Here is a 22,492-nt window from a genome sequence, read left to right as displayed (position 1 = left end):
TTGCCCTCGCGCGCAGTGAACGGCAGGAAGGGCGCAAGGAGACCGAACCGATGCTGTCTTACCAACACGCCTATCACGCCGGAAATCTGGCCGATGTGCATAAGCACGCGCTGCTTGCGTCTGCGCTCGATTACCTGACGCGCAAGGACAAGCCGCTGAGCTATCTCGAAACCCATGCCGGGCGCGGGCTTTATGCGCTCGACGGGGCGGAGGCGGCGAAAACGGGAGAGGCAGCGGCCGGAATTACGCGGGTGGAAGCCTTGGGCTGGTTCGCCCCTGATCACCCTTATATGCGCGCGCTGGCCGCTGTGCGGGCGCAACACGGGGCGCAAGCGTATCCGGGCTCGCCACTGGTGGCACAGGCGCTCTTGCGCCCGATGGACACGATTCAGCTATGTGAATTGCACCCGCAGGAGTTTTCCGCCCTGCGCAGCGCCACGCGGCGAAGCGGCGCGGTCCTGCACAAGGCCGACGGGCGCGAAATGGCGCTGGCGCTGACGCCCCCCACCCCGCGCCGTGGGATGATGCTGATCGATCCGAGCTTCGAGGAGAAGGCCGATTACACGGCGATGCCGAAGCTGATCGGCCATATCGCGAAGAAATGGAACGTCGGCATCATCGCGCTTTGGTATCCGATGCTGGCCTCGGGCGCGCAGGAGGCAATGGTGCGCACTCTGCGCCGCGATTTCCCCGATGCGCTGAGCCATGAGGTGCGCTTTCCGCCCGCGCGTGAAGGACACGGCATGATCGGCTCTGGGATGTTCATCGTGAACCCGCCCTGGGGTCTTGCGGGCGAGGCCGAGCGGTTGTCGGAGCTATTTGCCAGCCTTTGACGCAAGGAAAGCCTCGAACGCCTCCAGCGTGCGCGACGAGACATGGTGCTCGATCCCTTCGGCGTCGATCTCCGCGACCTCTTCCGGCACGCCCACGGCGCGCAACAGCGCCACGACGGTCCGGTGGCGTTCGCGCACCTGATCGGCCAGCGCCTCCCCCGTCTCCGTCAGGAACACCCCGCGATAGGGCCGCGACACGGCCAGCCCTTCGCGTTTGAGCCGCGCCACGGCTTTCGTCGCGGTCGGATGGGCCACCCCGAGTCGCGCCGCGATCTCGGTAATCCGCGCCTCGCCGAATTCCGCCGTCAGATCGGCGATCATCTCGACATAGTCTTCCAAGAGCGCGCGCGCCGCACGCTCTCTGGCCCGGTTGAACCCCTTGATCTGGGAGGGATCGGTGTCAGTCATTCGCCTGCCTTGACGGTCGTGGTCTCGGTACCAGTCGGGGGCCTGTCGGGCGCCATTTCCGGAGCGGACCGGATAACCCGTCACGCCCGATATGCCAAGCAAAGCTTCGCGCGGCGCCTGTTGTGCTGTCAACGAAAATTAGCCACTTGCGAATCTTGTAGCCAAGGCTACATTTCGCAGAAGCAGCATAAACGAGGGCCCCATGACTGAACTGACCCGCAAGGAAAACATGACGAGCCGCACCCGCACGGCGATGGAGGCCGTGCTGTCGGGCAACCGGCGCGGCGGGTATCTGTTGTTCTTCGGGCCGGCCGTCATCGCCTCGGTCGCCTATATGGACCCGGGCAATTACGCGACGAACATTCAGGCGGGCGCGGGCTATGGCTATGCGCTCTTGTGGGTCGTGCTGGGGGCGAACCTGATCGCGATGCTGTTTCAGGCGATCTCGGCGCGCGTGGGCATCGTCACCGGCAAGAACCTCGCGGAACTCTCGCGCGAGAATTTCTCGAAACCCGTGACGATCGCGATGTGGATCGTCTCGGAGATCGCGGCGATGGCCACCGATCTGGCGGAGTTTCTGGGCGGCGCGTTGGGGCTTTCGCTCCTGTTCGGCTGGCCGCTGATCTGGGGGATGGGAGTCACCGCCGTCGTCACCTATGCAATCTTGATGTTCGAGCGCGGCGGTTTCCGCCCGATGGAGATCGTGATCGGTGCGCTCGTGGCGCTCATCGGGGCGTGCTACCTCGCCGAGATGTTCGTGGCGCCGGTCGACTGGTCCGGGGCCGTGGCGGGGATGTTCGCGCCCTCGATGCCAGATGCGACGGCGCTGACGATCTCGGTGGGCATCATCGGTGCGACCGTGATGCCGCATGCGATTTTCCTCCATTCCGGCCTGACGCAGAACCGCGCCCTGACGCGTGATCCGGTGCAAAAGGCGCGGCTGGTGAAGTTCTCCAACCGCGAGGTGATCATCGCGCTCGCGATTGCGGGGATGGTCAATATGGCGATGGTGATCATGGCGGCTTCCGCCTTCCATAGCGGCCATTCCGAAGTGGCCGAGATCGAGACCGCCTATCACACGCTGACGCCGCTCTTGGGCGGGTTCGCGGCGGCAGCCTTCCTGACCTCGCTGATTGCCTCGGGGGTTTCCTCGTCGGTCGTCGGCACGATGGCGGGGCAGATGATCATGCAAGGCTTCATCCGCCGTCGCATCCCGGTCTGGCTGCGCCGGGTCATCACGATGGCGCCTGCCTTCGTCGTCGTGTGGCTGGGGGTGAACACGACCGACGCGCTGGTGATGAGTCAGGTGGTGCTGTCGATCGCCCTGCCCGTCCCGATGGTCGCACTGCTGATCTTCGCACGGCGCAGCGACATCATGGGCAAATTCGCCCTGCGCGGGCCGCTTCTGTGGCTCGCGGTGCTGGGCGCGCTCATGGTGCTGGGGCTGAATTTCGTGCTGCTCTGGCAATCGGCCGGGCTGCCGGTGCCGGGTCTGGTAAGCTAAGGTTCAAGGTGCGAGGGGCCGGAGCCCCCATCGCTGCGCCCCCCATCGCCGCGATTGCAAGGCGCGCGCGGGCAGGCTAAACGAGCGCGCATGATGAACCGTCCCGCGCTCCCGCCCGAAATCGCCCGTCGCCGCACCTTCGCGATCATCTCGCACCCGGATGCGGGCAAGACCACCTTGACCGAGAAGTTCCTGCTTTTCGGCGGCGCCATTCAGATGGCGGGACAGGTGCGTGCCAAGGGCGAGGCGCGACGGACGCGTTCGGACTTCATGAAGATGGAACAGGATCGCGGGATTTCGGTATCGGCCTCGGCCATGTCCTTCGAGTATCGCGACTTCCGCTACAACCTCGTCGACACGCCCGGCCACTCGGATTTCTCGGAAGATACCTACCGGACGCTGACGGCGGTCGATGCGGCGATCATGGTGATCGACGGCGCGAAGGGCGTGGAAAGTCAGACCCGGAAGCTTTTCGAGGTCTGCCGTCTGCGCGACCTGCCGATCTTGACCTTCTGTAACAAGATGGACCGCGAGAGCCGGGATACGTTCGAGATCATCGACGAAATTCAGGAAAACCTCGCGATCGACGTGGCGCCTGCCAGCTGGCCGATCGGGATGGGCCGCGATTTCCTCGGCTGCTACGACATGCTGCACGACCGGCTGGAGCTGATGGATCGCGCCGATCGCAACAAGGTGGCGGAATCGATCAAGATCAGCGGGTTGGACGACCCGAAACTGGCCGAGCATGTGCCCGCCGACCAGCTCGAAAAGCTGAAAGAGGAAGTCGAGATGGCGCGCGAGTTGCTGCCCGCTTTCGATCGCCAGAGCTTCCTCGAGGGACACCTGACGCCGATCTGGTTCGGCTCGGCGATCAATAGCTTCGGCGTTAAGGAACTGATGGACGGGATCGGCGAATTCGGCCCCGAGCCGGAGGTCTTCAAATCCGCTGAGCGCGATGTGGCCCCCGAGGAGAAGAAAGTCGCGGGTTTCGTCTTCAAGGTGCAAGCGAACATGGACCCCAAGCACCGCGACCGCGTGGCCTTCGTACGCCTCGTCTCGGGTCATTTCACCCGCGGACAAAAGCTGCTGCATGTGCGCTCGAAAAAGCAGATGGCCGTGTCGAACCCGGTTCTGTTCCTTGCCGCCGACCGCGAACTGGCGGAAGAGGCCTGGGGCGGCGATATCATCGGTATTCCGAACCACGGCCAACTGCGCATCGGCGATGCGCTGACCGAGGGCGAGGCGCTGCGCTTCACCGGCATCCCGAGCTTTGCGCCGGAACTGCTGCAGTCGGTGCGCGCGACCGATCCGATGAAGGGCAAGCATCTGGAGAAGGCGCTGATGCAATTCGCCGAAGAGGGCGCTGCGAAAGTGTTCAAGCCCGCGATCGGCTCGGGCTTCATCGTGGGCGTCGTCGGCGCGCTGCAATTCGAGGTGCTGGCCAGCCGGATCGAGCAGGAATACGGCATCCCCGTGCGCTTCGAAGCCTCGCAATTCACCTCGGCCCGTTGGGTGTTGGGCGACAAAGCTGCGGTCGAGAAGCTGGTCAACGCCAACAAACAGCACATCTCCTATGATCACGACGGCGACGTGGTGTTCCTGACCCGCCTGCAATGGGACATCGACCGGGTCGAGCGCGACTATGAGGGCGTGACGCTGTCGGCGACCAAGGAAATGATGCAGTAAACGCTATGCAGGAACGATACCTCGGAGACAGTCACGACTTTGTCAAATACGCTATCCTGCGTAGTTTGCACGCAGAGTTCGGAGGTCCGCTTGGTCTGAACTGGTATCTAACCGATCCTCATAGCGTTGACGAAATCGGAAATGCCGATGGTGAAAAACGGCACCATTTCAATCAGCCGATTTGGAGACGCTGTGACGCCGATCTTCTGGAAAAACTTGAGAGGTTCCGGCTTCCTGAAGCTCGAAGCCTCAACGAGGCGGAAAGCGCGCAAATCGTTCCTGAAGATACAATATTCCACAACGATTTTGTTCCCGCTGAACCCGGCGCCAGACGGCGGTGGCATCAGGAAGCATTGTTGAAGCTGGAACCATGCCAGGTTGTTTTCGTCGACCCAGACAACGGGTTCGAAGTGAAATCCATGCGTCGGAAGACATCTCCCAAATACGCTTTGCACGAGGAAATTGACGATTATCGTGCTCGGGCCAAGATCACCGTATCCATCCAATTTGCTCGGCAGTGCAATCCGATCCAACGTGCAAGCGATCTGCGCGACCGCCGGTCGGAGAGATTCGTTGAAGATGGAAAACTTCCGGTTCTTCGCGCAAGATTGGCCCCAAATCTGTTGTTCCTCCTTGGCGCGCCCGCTGAATACCAACCCCGTTTGATCGGCGCGCTTGACAAGCTGGTTAAGCGATTGCCGGGAAAACTCGAATGGATCCCCGTTTAGGAGCGCGCGACATGACCACCCCCCTTCCCCCCGAACTCGTTTCGATCCTGTGCAACGAGGCCAGCGCGCCGGAAGACGTGCGCACGGTCGAGGCGCTGGTCGATCTGTGGCTGGCCGACAATGCCGAGGAGCCCGAGGGCGAGAAGTTCCCGTGGTCGGTGCTCTGTGTGTTCGAGCTGCGCGAATATCCCGAGGTGCTCTGGAACTTCATCCGCAAGGCGCTGACCGGGGCCACGACGATCTGGCAGGTGGTGATGCTCGCCGCCGGGCCGCTGGAAGATCTGGTGGCGGAACATGGCGCGGAGTTCATCGAGCGGATCGAGCGCGAGGCGCGCCATTCCGCGCGCTTCCGCTTTGCGCTGACGGGGGTCTGGCCGCAGGGCGAGGAAGACCCCACCCTTTGGGCGCGGATCGAGAAGGCGCGCGCGGCGGCGATGGATACCGGGCTCGATATGGGCGGTCCGCTGCCGCCGAAATAAGCGCAGGCGCATCGCGCACCAATTAACGAAAATCACATCTCTGCGCCTGAGCTGTGCGGTTGCGCGCGCCGGACCTACCTCTGAGCAAGGAGGAGATCATGGCGCAGCTGTCTCGGATGTCCGGCAAGAGAATGGCGCGGTTTCTGCAAAAGCAGACCCGTTTTTACCAGCCCTTCGGCGTGATCCCGACCCGCGCGCTGCGCGCCACGCTGCGTCCGGGCGACGTGCTTCTGGTCGAGGGCGACCGGCGGATCTCGGCGGCGATCAAATATCTCACCCATTCCACATGGTCCCACGCGGCCTTCTATTCGGGCGGCCCGCCCGGCGGCGAGCTGATCGAGGCCGATCTGGAGGCGGGCGTGCGGATCGCGGGGCTTGCGGCCTATGCGCATCTCAACACCCGCATCTGCCGCCCCGTGGGGCTTGGGCATGATCGGCTGGAAGAAGTGATCGACTACATGCAGAGCGCGGTCGGGCGGCAGTATGATCTGAAGAACGTGATCGACCTCGTGCGGTATCTTCTGCCGCGCCCGCCCGTGCCGCATCGGTTTCGGCGGCGGATGCTGGCTTTGGGATCAGGCGACCCGACGCGGGCGATTTGCTCGACCGTGATCGCCGAGGCGTTTCATTCGGTCCATTACCCGATCCTGCCTGATATCGAGATGGGCAGCGCCGACAGTCAGGGCGAGATCCTGCATATCCGGCACTCGTCGCTGTTCACACCGCGCGATTTCGATCTTTCGCCCTATTTCGACGTGATCAAGCCGACGCTGGAAGACGGGTTCGATTTTCGCAAATTGCCACTGGAGGAGTGACGCCGGAGGAAGGGAGCCTCCGGCGGGGATATTTATACCAAGAGGAAGCGAGGATGCGCCTTTCAGAAAAGGCGCATCGCCTGCATCGTTACATCGCGAAGGAGACGCCGCAGCCGCAGGAACTCGACGCGTTCGGGTTCTCGATCACGAAGCGCGCGCCGATCAGTTCTTCGGTGAAGTCGATCGTAGCGTTCTCGAGGAAGGGCAGCGAGACCGGGTCGATCAGCACCTTCTGGCCTGCGCCTTCAAGCACGATGTCGTCGCCCGCAGGCGTCTCTTCGAGCTTGATATCATACTGAAAACCGGAACAGCCGCCGCCCTCGACGGCCACCCGCAGCGCCTGCGGCGCCTCGCGACCTTCATTGATTTCCGCCAGACGCGCAAAGGCGCGTTCGGTCACTTTCGGAGGGAGTTGCATCGGATTGGCCTTCCTGACCCCACGGGGCCTGTATTTCCGTCACATCCGAGATATAGGAGGGCCGAAGCGTGCCGACAAGACGAGGTTTTACCAGTGCTCAAGCCCTATGCCTGCCAGCCCGGCGAGAGCCGCGGGCGGCTTCACCCCGAAAGCATGTCCACTTTCCGCTCGCCGTTCCAGCGCGATAGGGACCGGATTATCCATTCCTCGGCCTTCCGACGGCTCAAGCACAAGACGCAGGTCTTCGTCGAACATGAGGGCGATTATTACCGCACGCGCCTGACCCATACGATCGAAGTGGCGCAGGTGGCGCGCACCATCGCGGGGACGCTGGGGCTGAACACCGATCTGGCCGAGGCGGTGGCGCTGGCGCATGATCTGGGCCATCCGCCCTTCGGGCATACTGGCGAAGATGCGCTGGCCGAGCTGATGAAGCCCTATGGGGGCTTCGATCACAATGCGCAGGCGCTGCGGATCGTGACCAAGCTGGAGAAGCATTACGCGGGCTTCGACGGGCTGAACCTGACATGGGAGACGCTGGAAGGTATCGCCAAGCACAACGGACCTGCGATTTCCGACAAGGGCGGCTCGCACAGCTTCCCGAGCCGCGAGGAGTTGCCCTATGCGCTGGCCGAGGTCGATGCGGCCTGGGATCTGGAGCTGGAGACCAATGCCAGCGCCGAGGCGCAGGTGGCGGCGGTGGCCGATGACGTGGCCTATAACCACCACGATCTGCATGACGGCCTGCGTGCGGGGCTCTTCGACGAGGATGACCTCTGCGAATTGCCGGTGATCGGAGCCTGTTTCGCCGAGGTGGACAAGCTGCATCCCGGTCTCGACCGCACGCGCCGCCAGCACGAGGCGCTGCGCCGGGTCTTCGGCGTGATGGTCGAAGACGTGATCGCGGTGGCCGAGAACCGGCTGACCTCGCTCGGGCCTCAATCGGTCGATGATATCCGCCAGATGGACGGGCCGATCATCCGCTTCTCGAAGCCGCTCTATCAAAGCCTCAAGGTGCTCAAGCAATTCCTGTTCGAGCGTATGTATCGCGCGCCCTCCGTGGTGGTGGAGCGCAAGCGCGTGACCGAAATGATCAACGCGCTGTTCCCGCTGTTCATGGAACGCCCGGAGCTTCTGCCCGAGGAGTGGCAGGAGGAAGTCTCCCGCGCGCGCATCCTTGGCGGCGACTGCACGCGGCCCGAATCGAAGCAGGCGCTGGCACGAGTCGTGCTCGATTACGTGGCCGGGATGACGGACCGTTTCGCCATTCAGGAATATGATAGGCTGGTGGGGCGCGGGCGCTGAAGCGGAACAACTGGCGTTCCGTCTCGTTGTCTCCGCGAATGCAACGCATAGGAGGGATTCATGATCCGCAAGCACGCATCGGCCCATTGGGAAGGCACCATCAAGGGCGGCAAAGGCACGATTTCGACCGAGAGCGGCGCGCTGAAGTCGCAGCCCTACGGTTTTAACACCCGGTTCGAGGATGAGCCCGGTTCGAATCCCGAGGAATTGATCGGCGCGGCTCACGCGTCCTGCTTCTCGATGGCGCTGTCGCTTCAGCTCGAGCAGGCAGGCGTCTCGGACGTCGTGATCGACACCAAGGCGGAAATCTCGCTCGACAAGGAAGGCGACGGCTTCGCGGTGAAGAAATCCGCGCTGACCTCGACCGTGAAGGGTACTGGCGACGAAGAGGCCATCCGCAAGGCGGCCGAGGGCGCCAAGGAAGGCTGCCCAATCTCGAAACTTCTGAACTGCGAGATCACGCTGGACCTGACGATCAACTGATCCGGTTTTGATGTATCAAAGCAAAAGGGCGCCCGGTGAGGCGCCCTTTTTCATGTCTTGGGTCTCGCGTTCAGCGCTTGAAGAGATGCTTCTGCGCTTCGCGGCTCGAATTATCGCTGCGCTCATCGGCAGACAGGGCCCGGCCCGCTTTGACGCCCGGGCGGTCGCCGACTTCGTCGAGCCAGCGCTTCAGGTTCGGCTTGTCGTCGAGCGTCTGCTCCTGCCCTTCCCAGAGCGAAGCCCACCCCCAGGACGCCATATCCGCGATCGAGTAGAAATCGCCCGCGAGGTAGCGGGTCTCGGCCAGACGGCGGTCCATGACGCCATAAAGACGACCGGTTTCAGCCCGGTAGCGATCCTTCGCATAAGGAAGGTCCTGCGACGGCTCGAGCTTGGGCGCGTATTTCAGGAAGTGGTGCGCCTGACCGGCCATCGGGCCGAGCCCGCCGACCTGCCAGAACAGCCATTCGTCGACCGCGATCCGGTCGCGCTCGGTCTCGCCGTAGAACTGGCCGGTCTTGCGGGCGAGATATTGCAGGATCGCGCCGCTCTCGAAGATCGAGACGGGTTCGCCATCCGGGCCGTCGCGGTCGATGATCGCGGGCATCCGGTTGTTGGGCGAGATTTTCAGGAACTCCGGCTCGAATTGCTCGCCCTTGCCGATATTCACCAGGTGGGTCTCGTAGGGCAGGCCCATCTCTTCGAGCGCGATAGAGATTTTCCAGCCGTTCGGCGTGGGCCAATAATAAAGATCGATCATGGGGTCTCCGTCAGGTTAGGCGGCAGGTTCCGCTCTACTTTGCCGCACGCTGGAACGAGGGCAAGGCGAAACCCGGTGTGCGCGGACGCGCAAACAGGCGCGACCAGCGGGGGTCTTGCGCCTTAGGTAGTGCTTCGGCGAGAAAGGGAAGCGGCAGCCGGTCGGGCTGGCGCAGCACTTGACGGTAAAGATCGAACAGCCCCTCGCGCATGTAGCAGGCGAAATGGCAGACGCGTTTCGCGGGCGGGGCGACGGGATAGCCGAGATCTTCGAGAACCTCGATCACCTCGGGCGCGTCGATCTGCAGATCGAGCCAGTTGCGCATCGGCTGCGACAGGCCATTTCCCAAAGACCGCTCGCGACCGCCCGCGACGCCCCACTCGAACAGGAAATCGAACAGGTCATTGTCGCGGCTGGTGACGTTGAGTACCTCGCAGCTGCGTCCCGCAGGGCTCGCCATCGCCTCCTCGGCGCGGCTCTGGAATTCGGCGGCGGCCAGCAGCACCATCCGCGCCACTTGCCCTGCATGGGCATGGCGCAGTGCCCGCAGCGCGACCCGCGCGCCCATCGAATGGCCGATGATGCCCACCGGACGCCCAGTCGCGGCATGAAGCGCACCGATCAGGCGGGCAAGGCGCTGTGCGACAATCTCGGCCATGTCGTAGATCCGAGTCAGCCGCCCCGTCGATTGCCAGCTAAACGCGATGCCCAGCCCTTCGCCCGGATTGCTGCCGTCAAAGCCGAGCGCGCGCGGCCAGCTGATCGCGGTGTGCAGATTGAAGCTCGGCTCCATCGCGAAGATATGCTGATAGGGATCGCGCCCCTCGACGCCCGCCGCATAGCCATAGCCGTGGATCATCACCACGACCGGGGCACCCTCCGGCAGGGCGCGCGCCTGAGCGATGACATCGGCGGGCAGCTCTGAGCTGGCATGGACCTTGAGAAGCGGCATTTGGGCCTCGGGGGAGGAGCGCAGGCGCGGGTTGTTGTTCTAATCCGAACGCGGCTTTTCGTCGGAAAGTTCCCGTGCCCTCGCGTGAGCCTGCAGCGACGGTACGCATTCGTTTTGTGCGATCGTGACATCGCCGCTATGCGTTGACCCAGCGCCGCCTGCGCGCTATCGCAGCCCCAAGCCGCGACAGACCGCCGCAGGAGACACCGATGACCGAGCGCAAGACCCGCACCAAACTCGTCCATGACGGCATTCGCCGCAGCCAATATGGCGAACTGGCCGAGGCGATGTTCCTGACGCAGGGCTTTGCCTACCCCTCGGCCGAAGCCGCCGAGGCGCGGTTCCTGAACGCCTCCGATGATGAGTTCATCTATGCGCGCTATGGCAACCCCACCACGCGCATGTTCGAAGACCGGATGGCCTCCATCGAAGGCACCGAAGACGCTTTCGCCTGCGCCTCCGGCATGGCCGCGATCAATGGCGCGCTGACCTGCCTCGTGAAGGCGGGCGATCACATCGTGGCCGCGCGCCAGATGTTCGGCTCCTGCCTGCATGTGCTGAAAGTTCTGCAGGGTTTCGGCGTCGACGTGACGCTGGTCGACGGCACCGATCTCGACGCGTGGCGCGCCGCGATGCGTCCCGAGACGAAGGTCTGCTTCTTCGAGAGCGTCTCGAACCCCGGCCTCGAGGTGATGGATGTCGCGGGCATCGTGAAAATCGCTCATGAGGGCGGCGCGACGGTGGTAGTCGACAACGTCTTCGCCTCGCCGATCTTCTCGCGTGCGGTAGAACTTGGCGCAGATGTGATCGTCTATTCCGCGACCAAGCATATCGATGGCGGCGGGCGCGTGCTCGGCGGTGTCGTGCTGGGTTCGAAAGAGTATATCCGCGGTCCGCTGGAAACTTACGTGAAGCACACCGGCGGCGCGATGAGCCCGTTCCATGCCTGGGTTCTGCTGAGCGGGTTACAGACGCTCGATCTGCGGGTGCGCGCGCAGGCGGCCAACGCGGCTGCCGTGGCCAGCGCCGTGGCAGGTCATGAGAAACTCGCCCGCACCGTCTATCCCGGCCTGATGGATCATCCCCAACATGCGCTGGCGATGGAGCAGATGGGCTCGGGCGGCACGATGCTCGCGCTCGACCTGAAGGGCGGCAAGGAAGCTGCGTTCCGCTTCCTCAACGCGCTGCAGATCGTGTCGATCTCGAATAACCTCGGCGATGCGAAATCCATCGCGACCCATCCGGCGACGACGACCCACAAGAATCTGTCGGAAGAGGAGCGGGAGGCGATCGCGATTACCCCCGGTCTGATCCGCATTTCGATGGGGATCGAGGACGGGGGCGACCTGATCGCCGACATCAAGGGGGCGCTCGACGCGGCCTGAACGGGGTGAACCGATTGCCGCGAACCGGCGTATTGTCTTGGACATCGCCCTCAAAAACCCCATATCTGGCGGGACCGGGCGCTCCGGAGGACAGGATATGAACGTGCAAGGCAGGATCGAGACCCCCGACAATGACGACGCGCGCGCCGCGCTCGACGTGCTGCGCGCATGGGCGGCAAAGGCCGATCCGGTCGAGGTCGCACAGCTCGATCCGGCGATCGCGCGGCTGCTGCCGGGGCACGAGGTCTCGAACTATCCCGATCTGAGCCGCGACTATGACGCGGATTTCGAGGCGGACGAGACCTACAAGGCGACGATGCCCGACCTGCAGAACGGGCCGTCCTCGCTGATCGTGGGCGCCCATACCCGGATCGAACATGTCGGCATCTCGAATTTCCGCCTGCCGGTGCGGTTCCATACCCGCGACAATGGCGATCTGACGCTGGAGGCGTCGGTCACCGGGACGGTCAGCCTCGAAGCGGAGAAGAAGGGCATCAACATGTCGCGCGTGATGCGCAGCTTCTACGTCCACGCGGAGAAGACCTTCTCCTTCGAGGTGATGGAAGCCGCGCTCGACGATTACATGGATGATCTCGAGAGCTTCGACGCCCGTCTGATGATGCGGGTCTCTTTCCCGGTGAAGCGGCCCTCGCTGCGCTCCGGGCTGGAGGGCTGGCAATATTACGATATCGCGCTGGAGCTGATAGAGACGGCCGGTGTGCGCACCAAGGTGATCCATCTCGATTACGTCTATTCCTCGACTTGCCCGTGCTCGCTGGAGCTGTCCGAGCATGCCCGCGCCAGCCGCGGGCAACTGGCGACGCCCCATTCGCAGCGCTCCGTCGCGCGGATCTCGGCCGTGGTCGAACCGGGCGAGGTGCTGTGGTTCGAGGATATGATCGATCTCGCCCGCGCCGCCGTGCCGACCGAGACGCAGGTCATGGTCAAGCGCGAGGACGAACAGGCCTTCGCCGAACTGAACGCCGCCAACCCGATCTTTGTCGAGGATGCCGTGCGTGCCTTCGCCGAGCGTCTTCTGGCGGAACCGCGCGTCGGTGATTTCCGCATCGTGGCCAGCCATCAGGAAAGCCTGCACAGCCATGACGCCGTGGCCATGTTGACCGAGGGCGAGACCTTCGCATCGGCCAGCGTCGATCCTAAGCTGTTCGCCACGCTGATCCATCAGGGCTGAGCGCGGGTGGGGGCTCTGCCCCCGCCCTGCGGCCCCCCCGGGATATTTTCACAAGAGCGAAGACGGGTGCGGAAGCTCACGTCAGGCGAACAGATGCTGAACATGCCCCTTTCCCTCTGAGGGCCGAACCGCTAGATTGCCTCCCATGAATTGGGCTGATGACGACGATCCGTATGAAGGGGCTGCGAGCCTGTCGCAACGTGCCATGGCAGGCGCCATGCAAGCGCGGAGCGCGCCGTATCTCGAAAAACTGAACCCCCAGCAGCGCCAGGCGGTCGAGACGCTCGACGGGCCGGTCTTGATGCTGGCAGGCGCGGGCACGGGCAAGACCTCGGCGCTGACCGCACGGATCGCGCATCTGATCCACACCGGCCGCGCGCGCCCGAACGAGGTGCTGGCGGTGACCTTCACCAACAAGGCCGCGCGCGAGATGAAAGAGCGCGTGGGGCGCCACTTGGGCGGTGCGATCGAGGGGATGCCGTGGCTCGGCACCTTCCACTCGGTCTGCGTGAAGCTCCTGCGCCGTCATGCCGAGCTGGTGGGGCTGAAATCGAATTTCACCATTCTCGACACCGACGACCAGATCCGGCTGCTCAAACAGCTGATCGTGGCCGCGAATATGGACGAGAAGCGCTGGCCCGCGCGGCAACTGGCGGGCCTCATCGACGGCTGGAAGAACAAGGCGCTGACGCCCGAGAAGGTCTCGGGTCGTGAAACCGCTGCGTTCGACAATCGCGGCTCCGAGCTCTACGCCGCCTATCAGGCGCGGCTGAAGACGCTCAACGCGGTCGATTTCGGCGATCTGCTGCTGCACATGGTCACGATCTTCCAGACCCACGGGGATGTGCTTGCGCAATATCAGCGCTGGTTCAAATACATCCTCGTCGACGAGTATCAGGATACCAACGTCGCGCAATATCTGTGGCTGCGGCTTCTGGCGCAGGGCCACAAGAACATCTGCTGTGTCGGCGATGACGACCAGTCGATCTATGGATGGCGCGGTGCCGAGGTCGGCAACATCCTGAAATTCGAGAAGGATTTCCCCGGCGCGGCGGTGATCCGGCTGGAGCAGAATTATCGCTCGACCGCGCATATCCTCTCTGCCGCCTCCGGGCTTATCACGGCCAATGAAGGGCGTCTGGGCAAAGAGCTCTGGACCGAGGCCGAGGGCGGCGAAAAGGTGCGCCTGATCGGCCATTGGGACGGCGAGGAAGAGGCCCGCTGGATCGGCGAAGAGGTCGAGGCGATCCAGCGCGGGACCCGCGGCAATCCTCCCGTCAGCCTGAATTCGCAAGCCATTCTCGTGCGCGCCTCGCATCAGATGCGCGCCTTCGAGGATCGGTTCCTGACCATCGGTCTGCCCTATCGCGTCATCGGCGGCCCGCGCTTCTACGAGCGGCTCGAGATCCGCGACGCGATGGCCTATTTCCGCCTCGTGACCTCGCCCGATGACGATCTGGCGTTCGAGCGGATCATCAACACGCCCAAGCGCGGCCTTGGCGACAAGGCGCAGCAGCGCATTCAGGTCGCCGCGCGCGAGAACGGGCTGAGCCTTCTGGACGGCGCGCGGCTCTTGGTGGCCGAAGGCGCGCTGTCGGGCAAAGCGGGTGGGCAGCTGCGGCTGTTCGTCGAGAACGTCGCGCGCTGGCATGAGGAGGTCGTGCAGGCCTCGCCCGCGACCGCCGTGACACGGGCCGAAGATGACGATCTGCTGATCGAGCCCGCCGAGGATGGTGTGGCGCCCGCGAATGACCTCAGCCATGTGCGTCTGGCGGAACGGATCCTCGAGGAATCCGGCTATGTCGAGATGTGGCAGAACGACAAGACGCCGGAAGCGCCCGGGCGGCTCGAGAACCTCAAGGAACTCGTCAAGGCGCTGGAGCAGTTCGACAATCTGCAGGGCTTTCTCGAACACGTCGCGCTGATCATGGACAACGACAAGGCCGAGACCGAGGAAAAGGTCTCGATCATGACGCTGCACGCGGCCAAGGGCTTGGAATTCCCCGTGGTCTTCCTGCCGGGCTGGGAGGACGGGTTGTTCCCGTCGCAGCGCTCGATGGATGAGAGCGGTCTGAAGGGGCTCGAGGAAGAGCGGCGTCTGGCCTATGTCGGCATCACCCGCGCCGAGGAGCTGTGCACGATCTCTTTCGCAGGCAACCGGCGCGTCTATGGCCAGTGGCAAAGCCAGATGCCCTCGCGCTTCATCGACGAATTGCCGCCCGCCCATATCGACGTGCTGACGCCTCCGGGGCTCTACGGTGGTGGCATGAACGGGGGCGGCTTCGGCGGGTCCAGCGCGATGGAAGACCGCGTCTCGCGTGCCGATGTCTACAATTCACCGGGCTGGCGACGGCTGCAAAACGCGCAATCGCGCGGGACCAGCCAGCCCCGCGAGGCGCGCCATATGGTGATCGACGCCAAGGGCGAGAGCGATTACGAGATCGGCGACCGGGTCTTCCACAAGAAGTTCGGCTATGGCGAGGTCATGGGCTCGGAGGGCGACAAGCTGGTGGTCGAGTTCGACAAGGCGGGCGAGAAACGTCTGCTGTCGAGCTTCGTCGTGCCCGCCGCCGATGCCGACGACGTGCCGTTTTAACCCTCCTCCCTTCGCCTTGGCGCAAATATCCCGGGGGTGAGGCCGTCAGGCCGAGGGGGCAGAGCCCCCTGCCCCGTCGCGATCCGCGCGGCTCTGTGGCAGATTTGCCCGGTATTCCGATGCATGCCGTCAAACGCTTGATCAGCGGGGAATTTCGCCGCAGCTAGAGGGTAACACCCGCGTGAGCGAGACTTGAGAGATGACCGCCGATCCAAAGCCCCACCTGCCCGACCATCCCCAGCGCTATGCGCTCGTGAACGAATTGCACGCCCGCCCCTATCCGAAACTGGGCGTGCCGGGACATGCGGTCTATGTCGCCTTCAAGGAGCCGCGCGACGCTGCCAATCGCGACCGCAGAAAGGATCACGATCACCTCGTCGATCTTCTGACGCGCAACGGGGCGGCGCAGCCACAGGCGGGGATCACCCATTACGGCGGCAAGATCGGGCGCCACGAGGTGAAATGGGAGAGCCATACCGAATTCACCACCTATCTCGCTTTCGGCAAGGGCGTGTCGTCGCGCGCCTTCGACCCGGCGGAGACCGAGATCTACCCCGATAGCTGGATCGATGCGGCGCCCGGCGGGCGGATCGCTGCGGTGCAGATCCGCATCGAGGAGCTGCCCGAGAACCCCGACGACATTTCGCCCCTGCTGGAGCAATGGTTCGTCACCGAAAGCCTCGTCTGCACCTGGGTGCTCGACGGGGCGGCGGTGGTCGCGGGCGATTTCCGGATCGACCCGAACGGGCAGATGCGCTTTGCCGTCTTCGCGCGGCCCGGCACCGGGCCGGGGCGGATTGGGCGCACGGTGCAGCGGCTTTGCGAGCTGGAAACCTATCGCGCGATGTCGATGCTGGGGCTTGCGCGAGCGCGCGATCTGTCGAAGCGGCTCAATGCGCTCGACCCGCGCCTGACAGAGATCGTGGACGGGATGGGCAATGACGCCAATTCCGCCGAAGAGACGCTGCACGACCTGCTGGAAATCTCGGCCGAGCTGGAGAGCCTCGCTGTGCAGCATTCCTTCCGCTTCTCTGCGACCGGTGCCTATGAGGCGATCGTGCGCGAGCGGGTGGAAGCCCTTCGCGAAAGCCGCTTCGAGGGGCGACAGAAGCTCAGCGAATTCATGGCGCGGCGCTACGATCCTGCGGTACGCACTGTCAAATCGGCCGAAACGCGGCTGCAGCAGATGGTGACGCGGGCGGCGCGCGCGGGCGAGCTGCTACGGACGCGGGTCGATGTGGAACGCTCGGCGCAGAACCAGAAAGTGCTGGAAAGCATGGATCGCCGCTCGGACCTGCAGCTGCGCCTGCAGCACACGGTCGAGGGGCTGTCGGTGGTCGCGATCAGCTATTATGCGATCTCGGTCGCGGGCTATCTCGCCTATCCGCTCTCGAAGAAGATCGGGCTGAGCAAGGAGCTGATGATGGCGGGGCTGACGCCGATCGTGATCCTCGCGGTCTGGCTGATGATCCGGCGCATCCGCAAGGGCATGGGCGGTCACTGATCGGCGATGAGAGGTTTTGCCTCGGCCTGCGCTGCCGATAGGGCCGCGGCGGGGCAAAGTTCGATCATCAGCCCGCGCTTGCCGCCGTTCAGGATGATCGTCTCGTAGCCAAGCGCACTCTGCTCGAACGCCACCGGGCTTGCGCGTTTCTGCCCGAAGGGGCTAATACCGCCGGTGCGAAACCCGGTCAGCTTCTCGGCCTTGGCGGGCTCCATCATCTTCGCGGATTTGCCTCCGAAGGCCGCAGCCACCTTCTTCATCGACAGTGTCGCGTCAGACGGGATCACCGCGCAGGCAGGCTTGCCATCCACCTCGACCATCAGGGTCTTGAGAACCCGCGAAGGCTCCACTCCGAGCGCCTCAGCAGCATGGAGGCCGATCTTCTCCTGACCGGCCTCATAGGCATATTCGTGCAGTTCGAAGGCGAGCTTGGCGCGGGTCAGCGCCTGCGTCGCCGGGGTGGCATGGCCCATTGGCCCTCTCAGAAATCGGCGGTGGCGGGGTCCGGCCCGATCCGGCCTTCCGCGCTGTCGATATCCTTGATCTGCGCCATCTCATCCTCGGTCAACTCGAAATCGAACACGTCGATATTCTCGCGCATCCGCTCGTGATTAGCGGATTTCGGGATCGTCACGCAGCCCAGCTGGATCTGCCAGCGCAGCGTGACCTGCGCCGCCGATTTGCCGTAGCGCGCCGCGATTTCGGTCAGGATCGGGTTCGCGAGCGCCTCGCCCTGCCCCAGCGGCGACCAGCATTCGGTGGTGATGCCGAGCTTTTCATGCGCAGCGCGCTGGTCGGCCTGTTGGAAGCGCGGATGCAGCTCGATCTGGTTGATCGCGGGCGCCTCGCCGGTCTCCTCGATCAGCCGCTCGAGATGGTCGGGCAGGAAGTTCGACACGCCGATCGCGCGGATGCGGCCTGCGTCGCGCAGCTCGATCAGCGCTTTCCACGTCTCGACATATTTGTCTTTGGCGGGCATCGGCCAGTGGATCAGGTAGAGGTCGAGATAATCGAAGCCTAGCTTGCCCATCGTCTCGTCGAAGGCGCGCTTGGTCTCGTCATAGCCCTGCCGGTCGTTCCAGAGCTTCGAGGTCACGAAGATGTCTTCGCGCGCCACGCCGCTTTGCGCGATGCCGCGGCCCACGCCCGCCTCGTTGCCGTAAGCGGCGGCGGTGTCGATATGGCGATAACCTGCATCGAGGGCGTTTTGGATGATGGCGGGCGCATCGGCATCGTCCATTTTCCAGACGCCGAGGCCCAGCTGCGGGATTTTGATGCCGTCATTGAGGGTGAGGGTCGGAACGCTCATGGTCGATCTCCTGTCTGCCTGTTGGGTTGGACAACAGCTTAGGGCGGCGCGGCGTTCCGGAAAGGCGCTCACGGGGTAGTGAAAGGCGCCAGGGATTGGCCCGGGGCTGGCACGCCCCGGGCCGTGCGCCCTTACTCCCCGCGCGGGAAACGTTTGTTTTCTTCCAGCACGTTAAGGTCCATGTGATTGCGCATATAGGCCTCGGAAGCTTTCTTGAGCGGCTGGTAATCCCACGGATACTGGCCGCCCTGGCTGAGCGCCTCGTAGACGACCCAGCGGCGCGCCTGACTGGCCCGGACCTCCGCGTCGAAACGATCCAGATCCCAGCGCGCGGCGGCTTCGGCCTTCAGCGCGGCATAGGCCTCGGCATGGGCGGGATCGCCTGCGAGGTTGGTCAACTCATGCGGGTCCGCCTCAACGTCGAAGAGCTGATCGGGATCGAGATTGCACAGGTTCAGCTTGTAGCGCCCTTTGCGCAGGCTCACGAGCGGCGCGTAAGACGCCTCGGCGGCATATTCCATCGCCACCGCCTCTTTACGGGGCTCGCGCTTGGCTTGCGGCAGCAGCGAATGCCCGTCGAGCCATGGCGCGATCTCGTCCAGCGAGATACCCGCCAGATCGCACAGCGTCGGGGTGACGTCGATCGTCGAGACCGGGTCGGAGACCAGCCCCGGCTCCAGCCCCGGCGCCGAGATCATCAGCGGCACGCGGGACGAGCCCTCATAGAAGCTCATCTTGAACCACAGCCCCCGCGCGCCCAGCATGTCGCCGTGATCGGAAACGAAAAGGATCGTGGCCTCTTGCCGGGTGTCTTCGAGCACCTGCAGCAGCTCGCCGATCTTGTCGTCGAGATAGGACAGGTTCGCGAAATAGGCGCGGCGCGAGCGGCGGATATCCTCGGTCGTGATATTGAACTCGCGCCAGTCATTGGCGTCGAAAATCCGCTTCGAGTGGTTGTCCTGCTCCTCGTAGGGAATGGTGCCGACCTCGGGTTCGAGATGTTCGCAATCCTCGTAGAGATCCCAGTATTTCTTGCGCGCGACGTAAGGGTCGTGCGGATGGGTGAAGCTGACGGTCAGCATCCACGGGCGCGCATCGTTGCCGCGCGCCAGATCGTAGAGCTTCATCTTCGCCTCATGGGCGACATTGTCGTCATATTCCATCTGGTTGGAAATCTCGGCCACCCCTGCCCCGGTCACCGAGCCCATATTGTGATACCACCAGTCGATCCGCTCGCCGGGCTTGCGGTAATCCGGGGTCCAGCCGAAATCGGCGGGGTAGATATCGGTGGTCAGTCGCTCTTCGAACCCGTGCAACTGATCGGGGCCCACGAAATGCATCTTGCCCGAGAGGCAAGTCTGGTAGCCCGCGCGGCGCAGGTGGTGGGCATAGGTGGGAATGTCGGAGCGGAACTCGGCCGCGTTGTCATAGACGCCCGTCGTCGAGGGAAGCTGGCCCGACATGAAGGCCGCCCGTCCCGGCGCGCATAAGGGCGAGCCGGTATAGGCGTTCTCGAACCGCACCGAGCGTTCGGCCAGCTTGCGCAGGTTGGGCGTGTGCAGCCACTCCGCCGGGCCGTCGGGAAAGAGCGTCCCGTTGAGCTGGTCGACCATCAGGATCAGGATATTCGGGCGCGGCTTGCTGTCGTCCTTGGCGGCGGTTTCGAGGTCAGGCATTGCAGCGCGCTCCTTTTATTGATCCACGGGTCAATAACCCCTGTAGCGATCCGGAGCGGGGGAACGCAAGGGCAAGCAGGTCGCGAAGCCCTGCTGCCTGCTTCCGTGCCTCACTAGCTGCGCGCCGCGTCAGGCCGCTGCGATGATGCGGGCCTCATGGCGTTTCAGGCTGGGGCGCGCGGCGAGGTAGCTTTCGACTTCGCCGTCCAGTTCAGGGAACAGCGCGAGCAATTCGGCCCGCTGCGCCTGATCCATATCGTTCATCGTCGCCTGCCCCGGCTGGAAGCTCTCGGTCCAGAGCCCGTCGGAGAAAACGATCTCGTGATTGTCGAACATCACGTGGATATAGGTGACCGCCTCGGCCTCCTCGTCGATCTCGATCCCCGGCAACCCGACAAGATGGCGCGCGGCAGCCAGCACCTCCGGTTCGCCCGCGATCAGTTGCGCGCGCGGCCCGGTCAGCAGGATGCGGTGCTGCGGCGAGACGCGCATCTCGCGCTCGGGCTGGTTCGCGCCCAGCGCGCCCGGTGCGATCTTGATGGAGCGGAATTCCGGCTTCGCCAGCAGTTCCGCCGCGCTGAGCGCACGGGTGCCAATCCAGCGGATGACCTGAAAGCCGCTGTCGCGAGTCAGAATGCGATCGCCGACCTGCAGGCTTTCGACCGCGCGGGCGCCGCTATGCGTCGCGATCAAGGTGCCCGGCGTGAAGCAGGGGATGACCTTTTCGATATTCGAGAAGTTGACCGTGCCGACGACCGCGCCATTGCCGTCATAGAAATCGATCGTGCCGTTTTCCGGGTTCGCCGCGTCACGATGCACGGCGACATTGTCCCAGCCCCAGTCGCTGAGGTCGATGATGTCGAAATCGTCGCCCGTCTCCGAGCCGTCGATCGTGTCGCCGGGGACGAGGTCGATGAACCTGTCGGCATCCGCGCCGCCGACGAGAGTGTCGCCGCCGCCGCCCGAGAGCGTATCATTGCCCGCGCCGCCGTCGAGTTGGTCGCTCCCGGCCCCGCCCTGCAGGACGTCGTTCCCGTCGCCACCGAAGAGCGTATCATCGCCGGTGCCGCCAACGAGGCTGTCATTGCCTTCGTCGCCGTAAAGCGAGTCGTTTCCCGATCCGCCCAGCACGGTGTCGTTGCCGGTGCCGCCGTAGAGGATGTCATCCGCGCCCGCGCCGTCGATATAGTCGTCGCCGCCATTGCCGTAGAAGACGTTGGTGTAGCCATCCGTCGGGTCCGAGGAGGCGCCGTCGAAGCCGATCAGCGTGTCGTTGCCTGCCGAGCCGTAAATCCCGTCGACGCCGCTGAGCGTATCGCCCGTCGCATCGCCGCCCGTGGCCGTTCCCGCGCCGAGGTTGATGTTCACCGCGCTCGCGGAATCGGAATAGTCGACATAGTCCATGCCGGTTCCGCCCGACAGGATATCGCCGCCCGCGCCGCCATGCAGCGTGTCGTTGCCCGTGCCGCCGTCGAGCGTATCGGTCCCCGCCCCGCCGTCGAGCGAGTCGTTGCCCGCGCCGCCGATCAGCCGGTCATTCCCGAGACCGCCGATCAGCGTGTCGTTACCGATGCCACCGTCGAGCCAGTCATTATCCGCGCCGCCATCGAGGGAATCGTTGCCGTCGTTGCCGGTGAGCGTGTCGTTTCCGCTGCCACCGAGGAGCGTGTCATTGCCAGTGCCGCCGATCAGCGAGTCATTGCCCGACCCGCCATCGATCGAATCGTCGCCCGTGCCGCCATCGACCGTGTCGTTGCCGAGCCCGGCCAGCACGGTATCGTTGCCGCCATAGGCGCGGATGTAGTCGTCATTGCCGCTGCTGCCCGCGAGCCCCGCATCGTTATTGTCCACGCGGTCGGAGCCATTCGCGATCGGCTCGACGTAGTTCACGTCGATCCGGTCCGCGCTATCGGTGCCGTCGACGTAGCCGTCGTCGAAGCCGGTGACGTAGCGATCCTGCGCGAGATTGGTGTTTTGATAGCTCACCGCTGAGCCGATGATCATCGACTGGATCGGTTTGGCCTCATAGGCCGCCGTGGTTGCATTATTCGACAGTTCCGGCGCGAGGAACACTTCGCCCGTCGTGGTCTGCACGAGGACCGATTGCACATTCGCCGTGGTGCCGTCGGTGTAGGTGATCGTCGTGTTGTAGACCACCAGACCGTCATAGGTGAAATCGCGAACGCCCTGACCGTCACCGATATCGGTCCGGATCGTGTCGTTGGACGTGTTGTTATTGGTGTCGAGAACGCCACTCGAGCCGCCATTGTCGATCAGCGTTGCTTCGGTGATGTGGCTGAACAGCGGATCGGTGGAGGACCCGGCGGAGGCGTTCTGGAGAAGGTTGTAATTCTCCATGCTCGAATTTCCCTCTTGGGAATCCAAGTAGTAGATATTGCCGTTCGCGTCCTCGGCGACGCCGAGATATATCCAGTTGAACGTCGTGGCCATGTCGCCGC

Annotated in this window: 20 protein-coding genes; 12 read left to right on the top strand and 8 right to left on the bottom strand. The window is 64.0% G+C overall.

The genetic code is table 11. The features are described from left to right. Positions 1 to 50: 50 nt before the first annotated feature. Positions 51 to 833 (top strand): 23S rRNA (adenine(2030)-N(6))-methyltransferase RlmJ, encoded by a 783-nt coding sequence (rlmJ, locus tag BMI88_RS04955; RefSeq protein WP_078546532.1) that lies wholly within the window; start codon positions 51 to 53, stop codon positions 831 to 833. Here rlmJ and mntR read toward each other — a convergent pair. Next, positions 816 to 1,241 (bottom strand): manganese-binding transcriptional regulator MntR, encoded by a 426-nt coding sequence (mntR, locus tag BMI88_RS04950; protein WP_078519476.1) that lies wholly within the window; start codon positions 1,239 to 1,241, stop codon positions 816 to 818. The two genes, rlmJ and mntR, sit on opposite strands and share 18 nt — an antisense overlap. A 202-nt stretch (positions 1,242 to 1,443) precedes the next feature. On the opposite strand from mntR, the gene BMI88_RS04945 reads away from it, so the two are divergent. The 5 genes from BMI88_RS04945 to BMI88_RS04925 all read left to right on the top strand — a co-directional run bounded on the left by BMI88_RS04945 (position 1,444) and on the right by BMI88_RS04925 (position 6,453). After that, a complete protein-coding gene (locus BMI88_RS04945) occupies positions 1,444 to 2,745 on the top strand; it encodes an Nramp family divalent metal transporter (RefSeq protein WP_078546530.1) in 1,302 nt (433 codons plus the stop codon). Between the two features lie 90 nt (positions 2,746 to 2,835). After that, a complete protein-coding gene (locus tag BMI88_RS04940) occupies positions 2,836 to 4,431 on the top strand; it encodes a peptide chain release factor 3 (protein WP_078519478.1) in 1,596 nt (531 codons plus the stop codon). A gap of 5 nt (positions 4,432 to 4,436) precedes the next feature. Continuing rightward, on the top strand, positions 4,437 to 5,159 hold the full coding sequence (locus BMI88_RS19460) for a hypothetical protein (RefSeq protein WP_143594959.1): 723 nt from the start codon (positions 4,437 to 4,439) through the stop codon (positions 5,157 to 5,159). Positions 5,160 to 5,170: 11 nt separating this feature from the next. After that, on the top strand, positions 5,171 to 5,638 hold the full coding sequence (locus tag BMI88_RS04930) for a DUF6869 domain-containing protein (RefSeq protein WP_078546526.1): 468 nt from the start codon (positions 5,171 to 5,173) through the stop codon (positions 5,636 to 5,638). A gap of 98 nt (positions 5,639 to 5,736) precedes the next feature. Then, positions 5,737 to 6,453 (top strand): lipo-like protein, encoded by a 717-nt coding sequence (locus tag BMI88_RS04925; protein WP_078519480.1) that lies wholly within the window; start codon positions 5,737 to 5,739, stop codon positions 6,451 to 6,453. Between the two features lie 88 nt (positions 6,454 to 6,541). On the opposite strand, the gene BMI88_RS04920 is transcribed toward BMI88_RS04925, so the two are convergent. Beyond that, the gene (locus BMI88_RS04920) at positions 6,542 to 6,871 is read right to left on the bottom strand and encodes an iron-sulfur cluster assembly accessory protein (protein WP_078519481.1); all 330 of its coding nucleotides are present in this window, start codon (positions 6,869 to 6,871) and stop codon (positions 6,542 to 6,544) included. Positions 6,872 to 6,964: 93 nt separating this feature from the next. Between BMI88_RS04920 and BMI88_RS04915 the strand changes: the two genes are divergently transcribed. After that, positions 6,965 to 8,176 carry a deoxyguanosinetriphosphate triphosphohydrolase gene (locus BMI88_RS04915; protein ID WP_075774417.1) on the top strand — a complete coding sequence of 404 codons (1,212 nt, stop codon included), beginning with the start codon at positions 6,965 to 6,967 and terminating at the stop codon, positions 8,174 to 8,176. 60 nt (positions 8,177 to 8,236) lie between these two features. Next, positions 8,237 to 8,659 (top strand): OsmC family protein, encoded by a 423-nt coding sequence (locus BMI88_RS04910; protein WP_078519483.1) that lies wholly within the window; start codon positions 8,237 to 8,239, stop codon positions 8,657 to 8,659. 70 nt (positions 8,660 to 8,729) lie between these two features. On the opposite strand, the gene BMI88_RS04905 is transcribed toward BMI88_RS04910, so the two are convergent. Together BMI88_RS04905 and BMI88_RS04900 are read right to left on the bottom strand one after the other, a co-directional pair. Continuing rightward, positions 8,730 to 9,419: a glutathione S-transferase N-terminal domain-containing protein gene (locus BMI88_RS04905; protein WP_078546524.1), complete on the bottom strand. Its 690-nt coding sequence runs from the start codon at positions 9,417 to 9,419 to the stop codon at positions 8,730 to 8,732. A gap of 34 nt (positions 9,420 to 9,453) precedes the next feature. Then, on the bottom strand, positions 9,454 to 10,371 hold the full coding sequence (locus tag BMI88_RS04900) for an alpha/beta fold hydrolase (protein ID WP_078546522.1): 918 nt from the start codon (positions 10,369 to 10,371) through the stop codon (positions 9,454 to 9,456). Positions 10,372 to 10,580: 209 nt separating this feature from the next. On the opposite strand from BMI88_RS04900, the gene BMI88_RS04895 reads away from it, so the two are divergent. The 4 genes from BMI88_RS04895 (at position 10,581) to BMI88_RS04880 (ending at position 17,048) form a co-directional block, all read left to right on the top strand. Continuing rightward, positions 10,581 to 11,756, top strand: a complete 1,176-nt coding sequence (locus tag BMI88_RS04895) for an aminotransferase class I/II-fold pyridoxal phosphate-dependent enzyme (protein WP_078546520.1) — start codon at positions 10,581 to 10,583, stop codon at positions 11,754 to 11,756. 97 nt (positions 11,757 to 11,853) lie between these two features. Further along, complete coding sequence (gene folE2 / locus BMI88_RS04890) at positions 11,854 to 12,948, top strand: GTP cyclohydrolase FolE2 (protein WP_078546518.1); 1,095 nt, start codon at positions 11,854 to 11,856, stop codon at positions 12,946 to 12,948. A gap of 145 nt (positions 12,949 to 13,093) precedes the next feature. Further along, on the top strand, positions 13,094 to 15,544 hold the full coding sequence (locus BMI88_RS04885; RefSeq protein WP_078546516.1) for a UvrD-helicase domain-containing protein: 2,451 nt from the start codon (positions 13,094 to 13,096) through the stop codon (positions 15,542 to 15,544). Between the two features lie 199 nt (positions 15,545 to 15,743). Beyond that, complete coding sequence (locus BMI88_RS04880; protein WP_078546514.1) at positions 15,744 to 17,048, top strand: DUF3422 domain-containing protein; 1,305 nt, start codon at positions 15,744 to 15,746, stop codon at positions 17,046 to 17,048. Here BMI88_RS04880 and ybaK read toward each other — a convergent pair. The 4 genes from ybaK to BMI88_RS19915 all read right to left on the bottom strand — a co-directional run bounded on the left by ybaK (position 17,042) and on the right by BMI88_RS19915 (position 22,484). Further along, positions 17,042 to 17,521 (bottom strand): Cys-tRNA(Pro) deacylase, encoded by a 480-nt coding sequence (gene ybaK / locus BMI88_RS04875; protein ID WP_078546512.1) that lies wholly within the window; start codon positions 17,519 to 17,521, stop codon positions 17,042 to 17,044. The genes BMI88_RS04880 and ybaK overlap by 7 nt on opposite strands. An 8-nt stretch (positions 17,522 to 17,529) precedes the next feature. Then, positions 17,530 to 18,357 carry an aldo/keto reductase gene (locus BMI88_RS04870; RefSeq protein WP_078546510.1) on the bottom strand — a complete coding sequence of 276 codons (828 nt, stop codon included), beginning with the start codon at positions 18,355 to 18,357 and terminating at the stop codon, positions 17,530 to 17,532. A gap of 131 nt (positions 18,358 to 18,488) precedes the next feature. Next, positions 18,489 to 20,033 (bottom strand): choline-sulfatase, encoded by a 1,545-nt coding sequence (gene betC / locus BMI88_RS04865; protein WP_078546508.1) that lies wholly within the window; start codon positions 20,031 to 20,033, stop codon positions 18,489 to 18,491. Positions 20,034 to 20,162: 129 nt separating this feature from the next. Further along, positions 20,163 to 22,484, bottom strand: coding sequence for a Hint domain-containing protein (locus tag BMI88_RS19915; RefSeq protein WP_143594960.1), 2,322 nt, complete (start codon positions 22,482 to 22,484; stop codon positions 20,163 to 20,165). Between the last annotated feature and the right edge of the window lie 8 nt (positions 22,485 to 22,492).

It is taken from the genome of Thioclava sp. F36-6, from assembly GCF_002020305.1.
Lineage (GTDB): Bacteria > Pseudomonadota > Alphaproteobacteria > Rhodobacterales > Rhodobacteraceae > Thioclava > Thioclava sediminum.
The sequence above is the reverse complement of the archived record's forward strand: the minus strand, read 5'-3'. Positions and strand labels throughout refer to the sequence as shown.

Coding starts and splice junctions, on each gene's coding strand:
- rlmJ (WP_078546532.1), top strand. CDS start 51: ATGCTGTCTTACCAACACGCCTATCACGCCGGAAATCTGGCCGATGTG.
- mntR (WP_078519476.1), bottom strand. CDS start 1,241: ATGACTGACACCGATCCCTCCCAGATCAAGGGGTTCAACCGGGCCAGA.
- BMI88_RS04945 (WP_078546530.1), top strand. CDS start 1,444: ATGACTGAACTGACCCGCAAGGAAAACATGACGAGCCGCACCCGCACG.
- BMI88_RS04940 (WP_078519478.1), top strand. CDS start 2,836: ATGATGAACCGTCCCGCGCTCCCGCCCGAAATCGCCCGTCGCCGCACC.
- BMI88_RS19460 (WP_143594959.1), top strand. CDS start 4,437: ATGCAGGAACGATACCTCGGAGACAGTCACGACTTTGTCAAATACGCT.
- BMI88_RS04930 (WP_078546526.1), top strand. CDS start 5,171: ATGACCACCCCCCTTCCCCCCGAACTCGTTTCGATCCTGTGCAACGAG.
- BMI88_RS04925 (WP_078519480.1), top strand. CDS start 5,737: ATGGCGCAGCTGTCTCGGATGTCCGGCAAGAGAATGGCGCGGTTTCTG.
- BMI88_RS04920 (WP_078519481.1), bottom strand. CDS start 6,871: ATGCAACTCCCTCCGAAAGTGACCGAACGCGCCTTTGCGCGTCTGGCG.
- BMI88_RS04910 (WP_078519483.1), top strand. CDS start 8,237: ATGATCCGCAAGCACGCATCGGCCCATTGGGAAGGCACCATCAAGGGC.
- BMI88_RS04905 (WP_078546524.1), bottom strand. CDS start 9,419: ATGATCGATCTTTATTATTGGCCCACGCCGAACGGCTGGAAAATCTCT.
- BMI88_RS04900 (WP_078546522.1), bottom strand. CDS start 10,371: ATGCCGCTTCTCAAGGTCCATGCCAGCTCAGAGCTGCCCGCCGATGTC.
- BMI88_RS04895 (WP_078546520.1), top strand. CDS start 10,581: ATGACCGAGCGCAAGACCCGCACCAAACTCGTCCATGACGGCATTCGC.
- folE2 (WP_078546518.1), top strand. CDS start 11,854: ATGAACGTGCAAGGCAGGATCGAGACCCCCGACAATGACGACGCGCGC.
- BMI88_RS04885 (WP_078546516.1), top strand. CDS start 13,094: ATGAATTGGGCTGATGACGACGATCCGTATGAAGGGGCTGCGAGCCTG.
- BMI88_RS04880 (WP_078546514.1), top strand. CDS start 15,744: ATGACCGCCGATCCAAAGCCCCACCTGCCCGACCATCCCCAGCGCTAT.
- ybaK (WP_078546512.1), bottom strand. CDS start 17,521: ATGGGCCATGCCACCCCGGCGACGCAGGCGCTGACCCGCGCCAAGCTC.
- BMI88_RS04870 (WP_078546510.1), bottom strand. CDS start 18,357: ATGAGCGTTCCGACCCTCACCCTCAATGACGGCATCAAAATCCCGCAG.
- betC (WP_078546508.1), bottom strand. CDS start 20,033: ATGCCTGACCTCGAAACCGCCGCCAAGGACGACAGCAAGCCGCGCCCG.
- BMI88_RS19915 (WP_143594960.1), bottom strand. CDS start 22,484: ATGGCCACGACGTTCAACTGGATATATCTCGGCGTCGCCGAGGACGCG.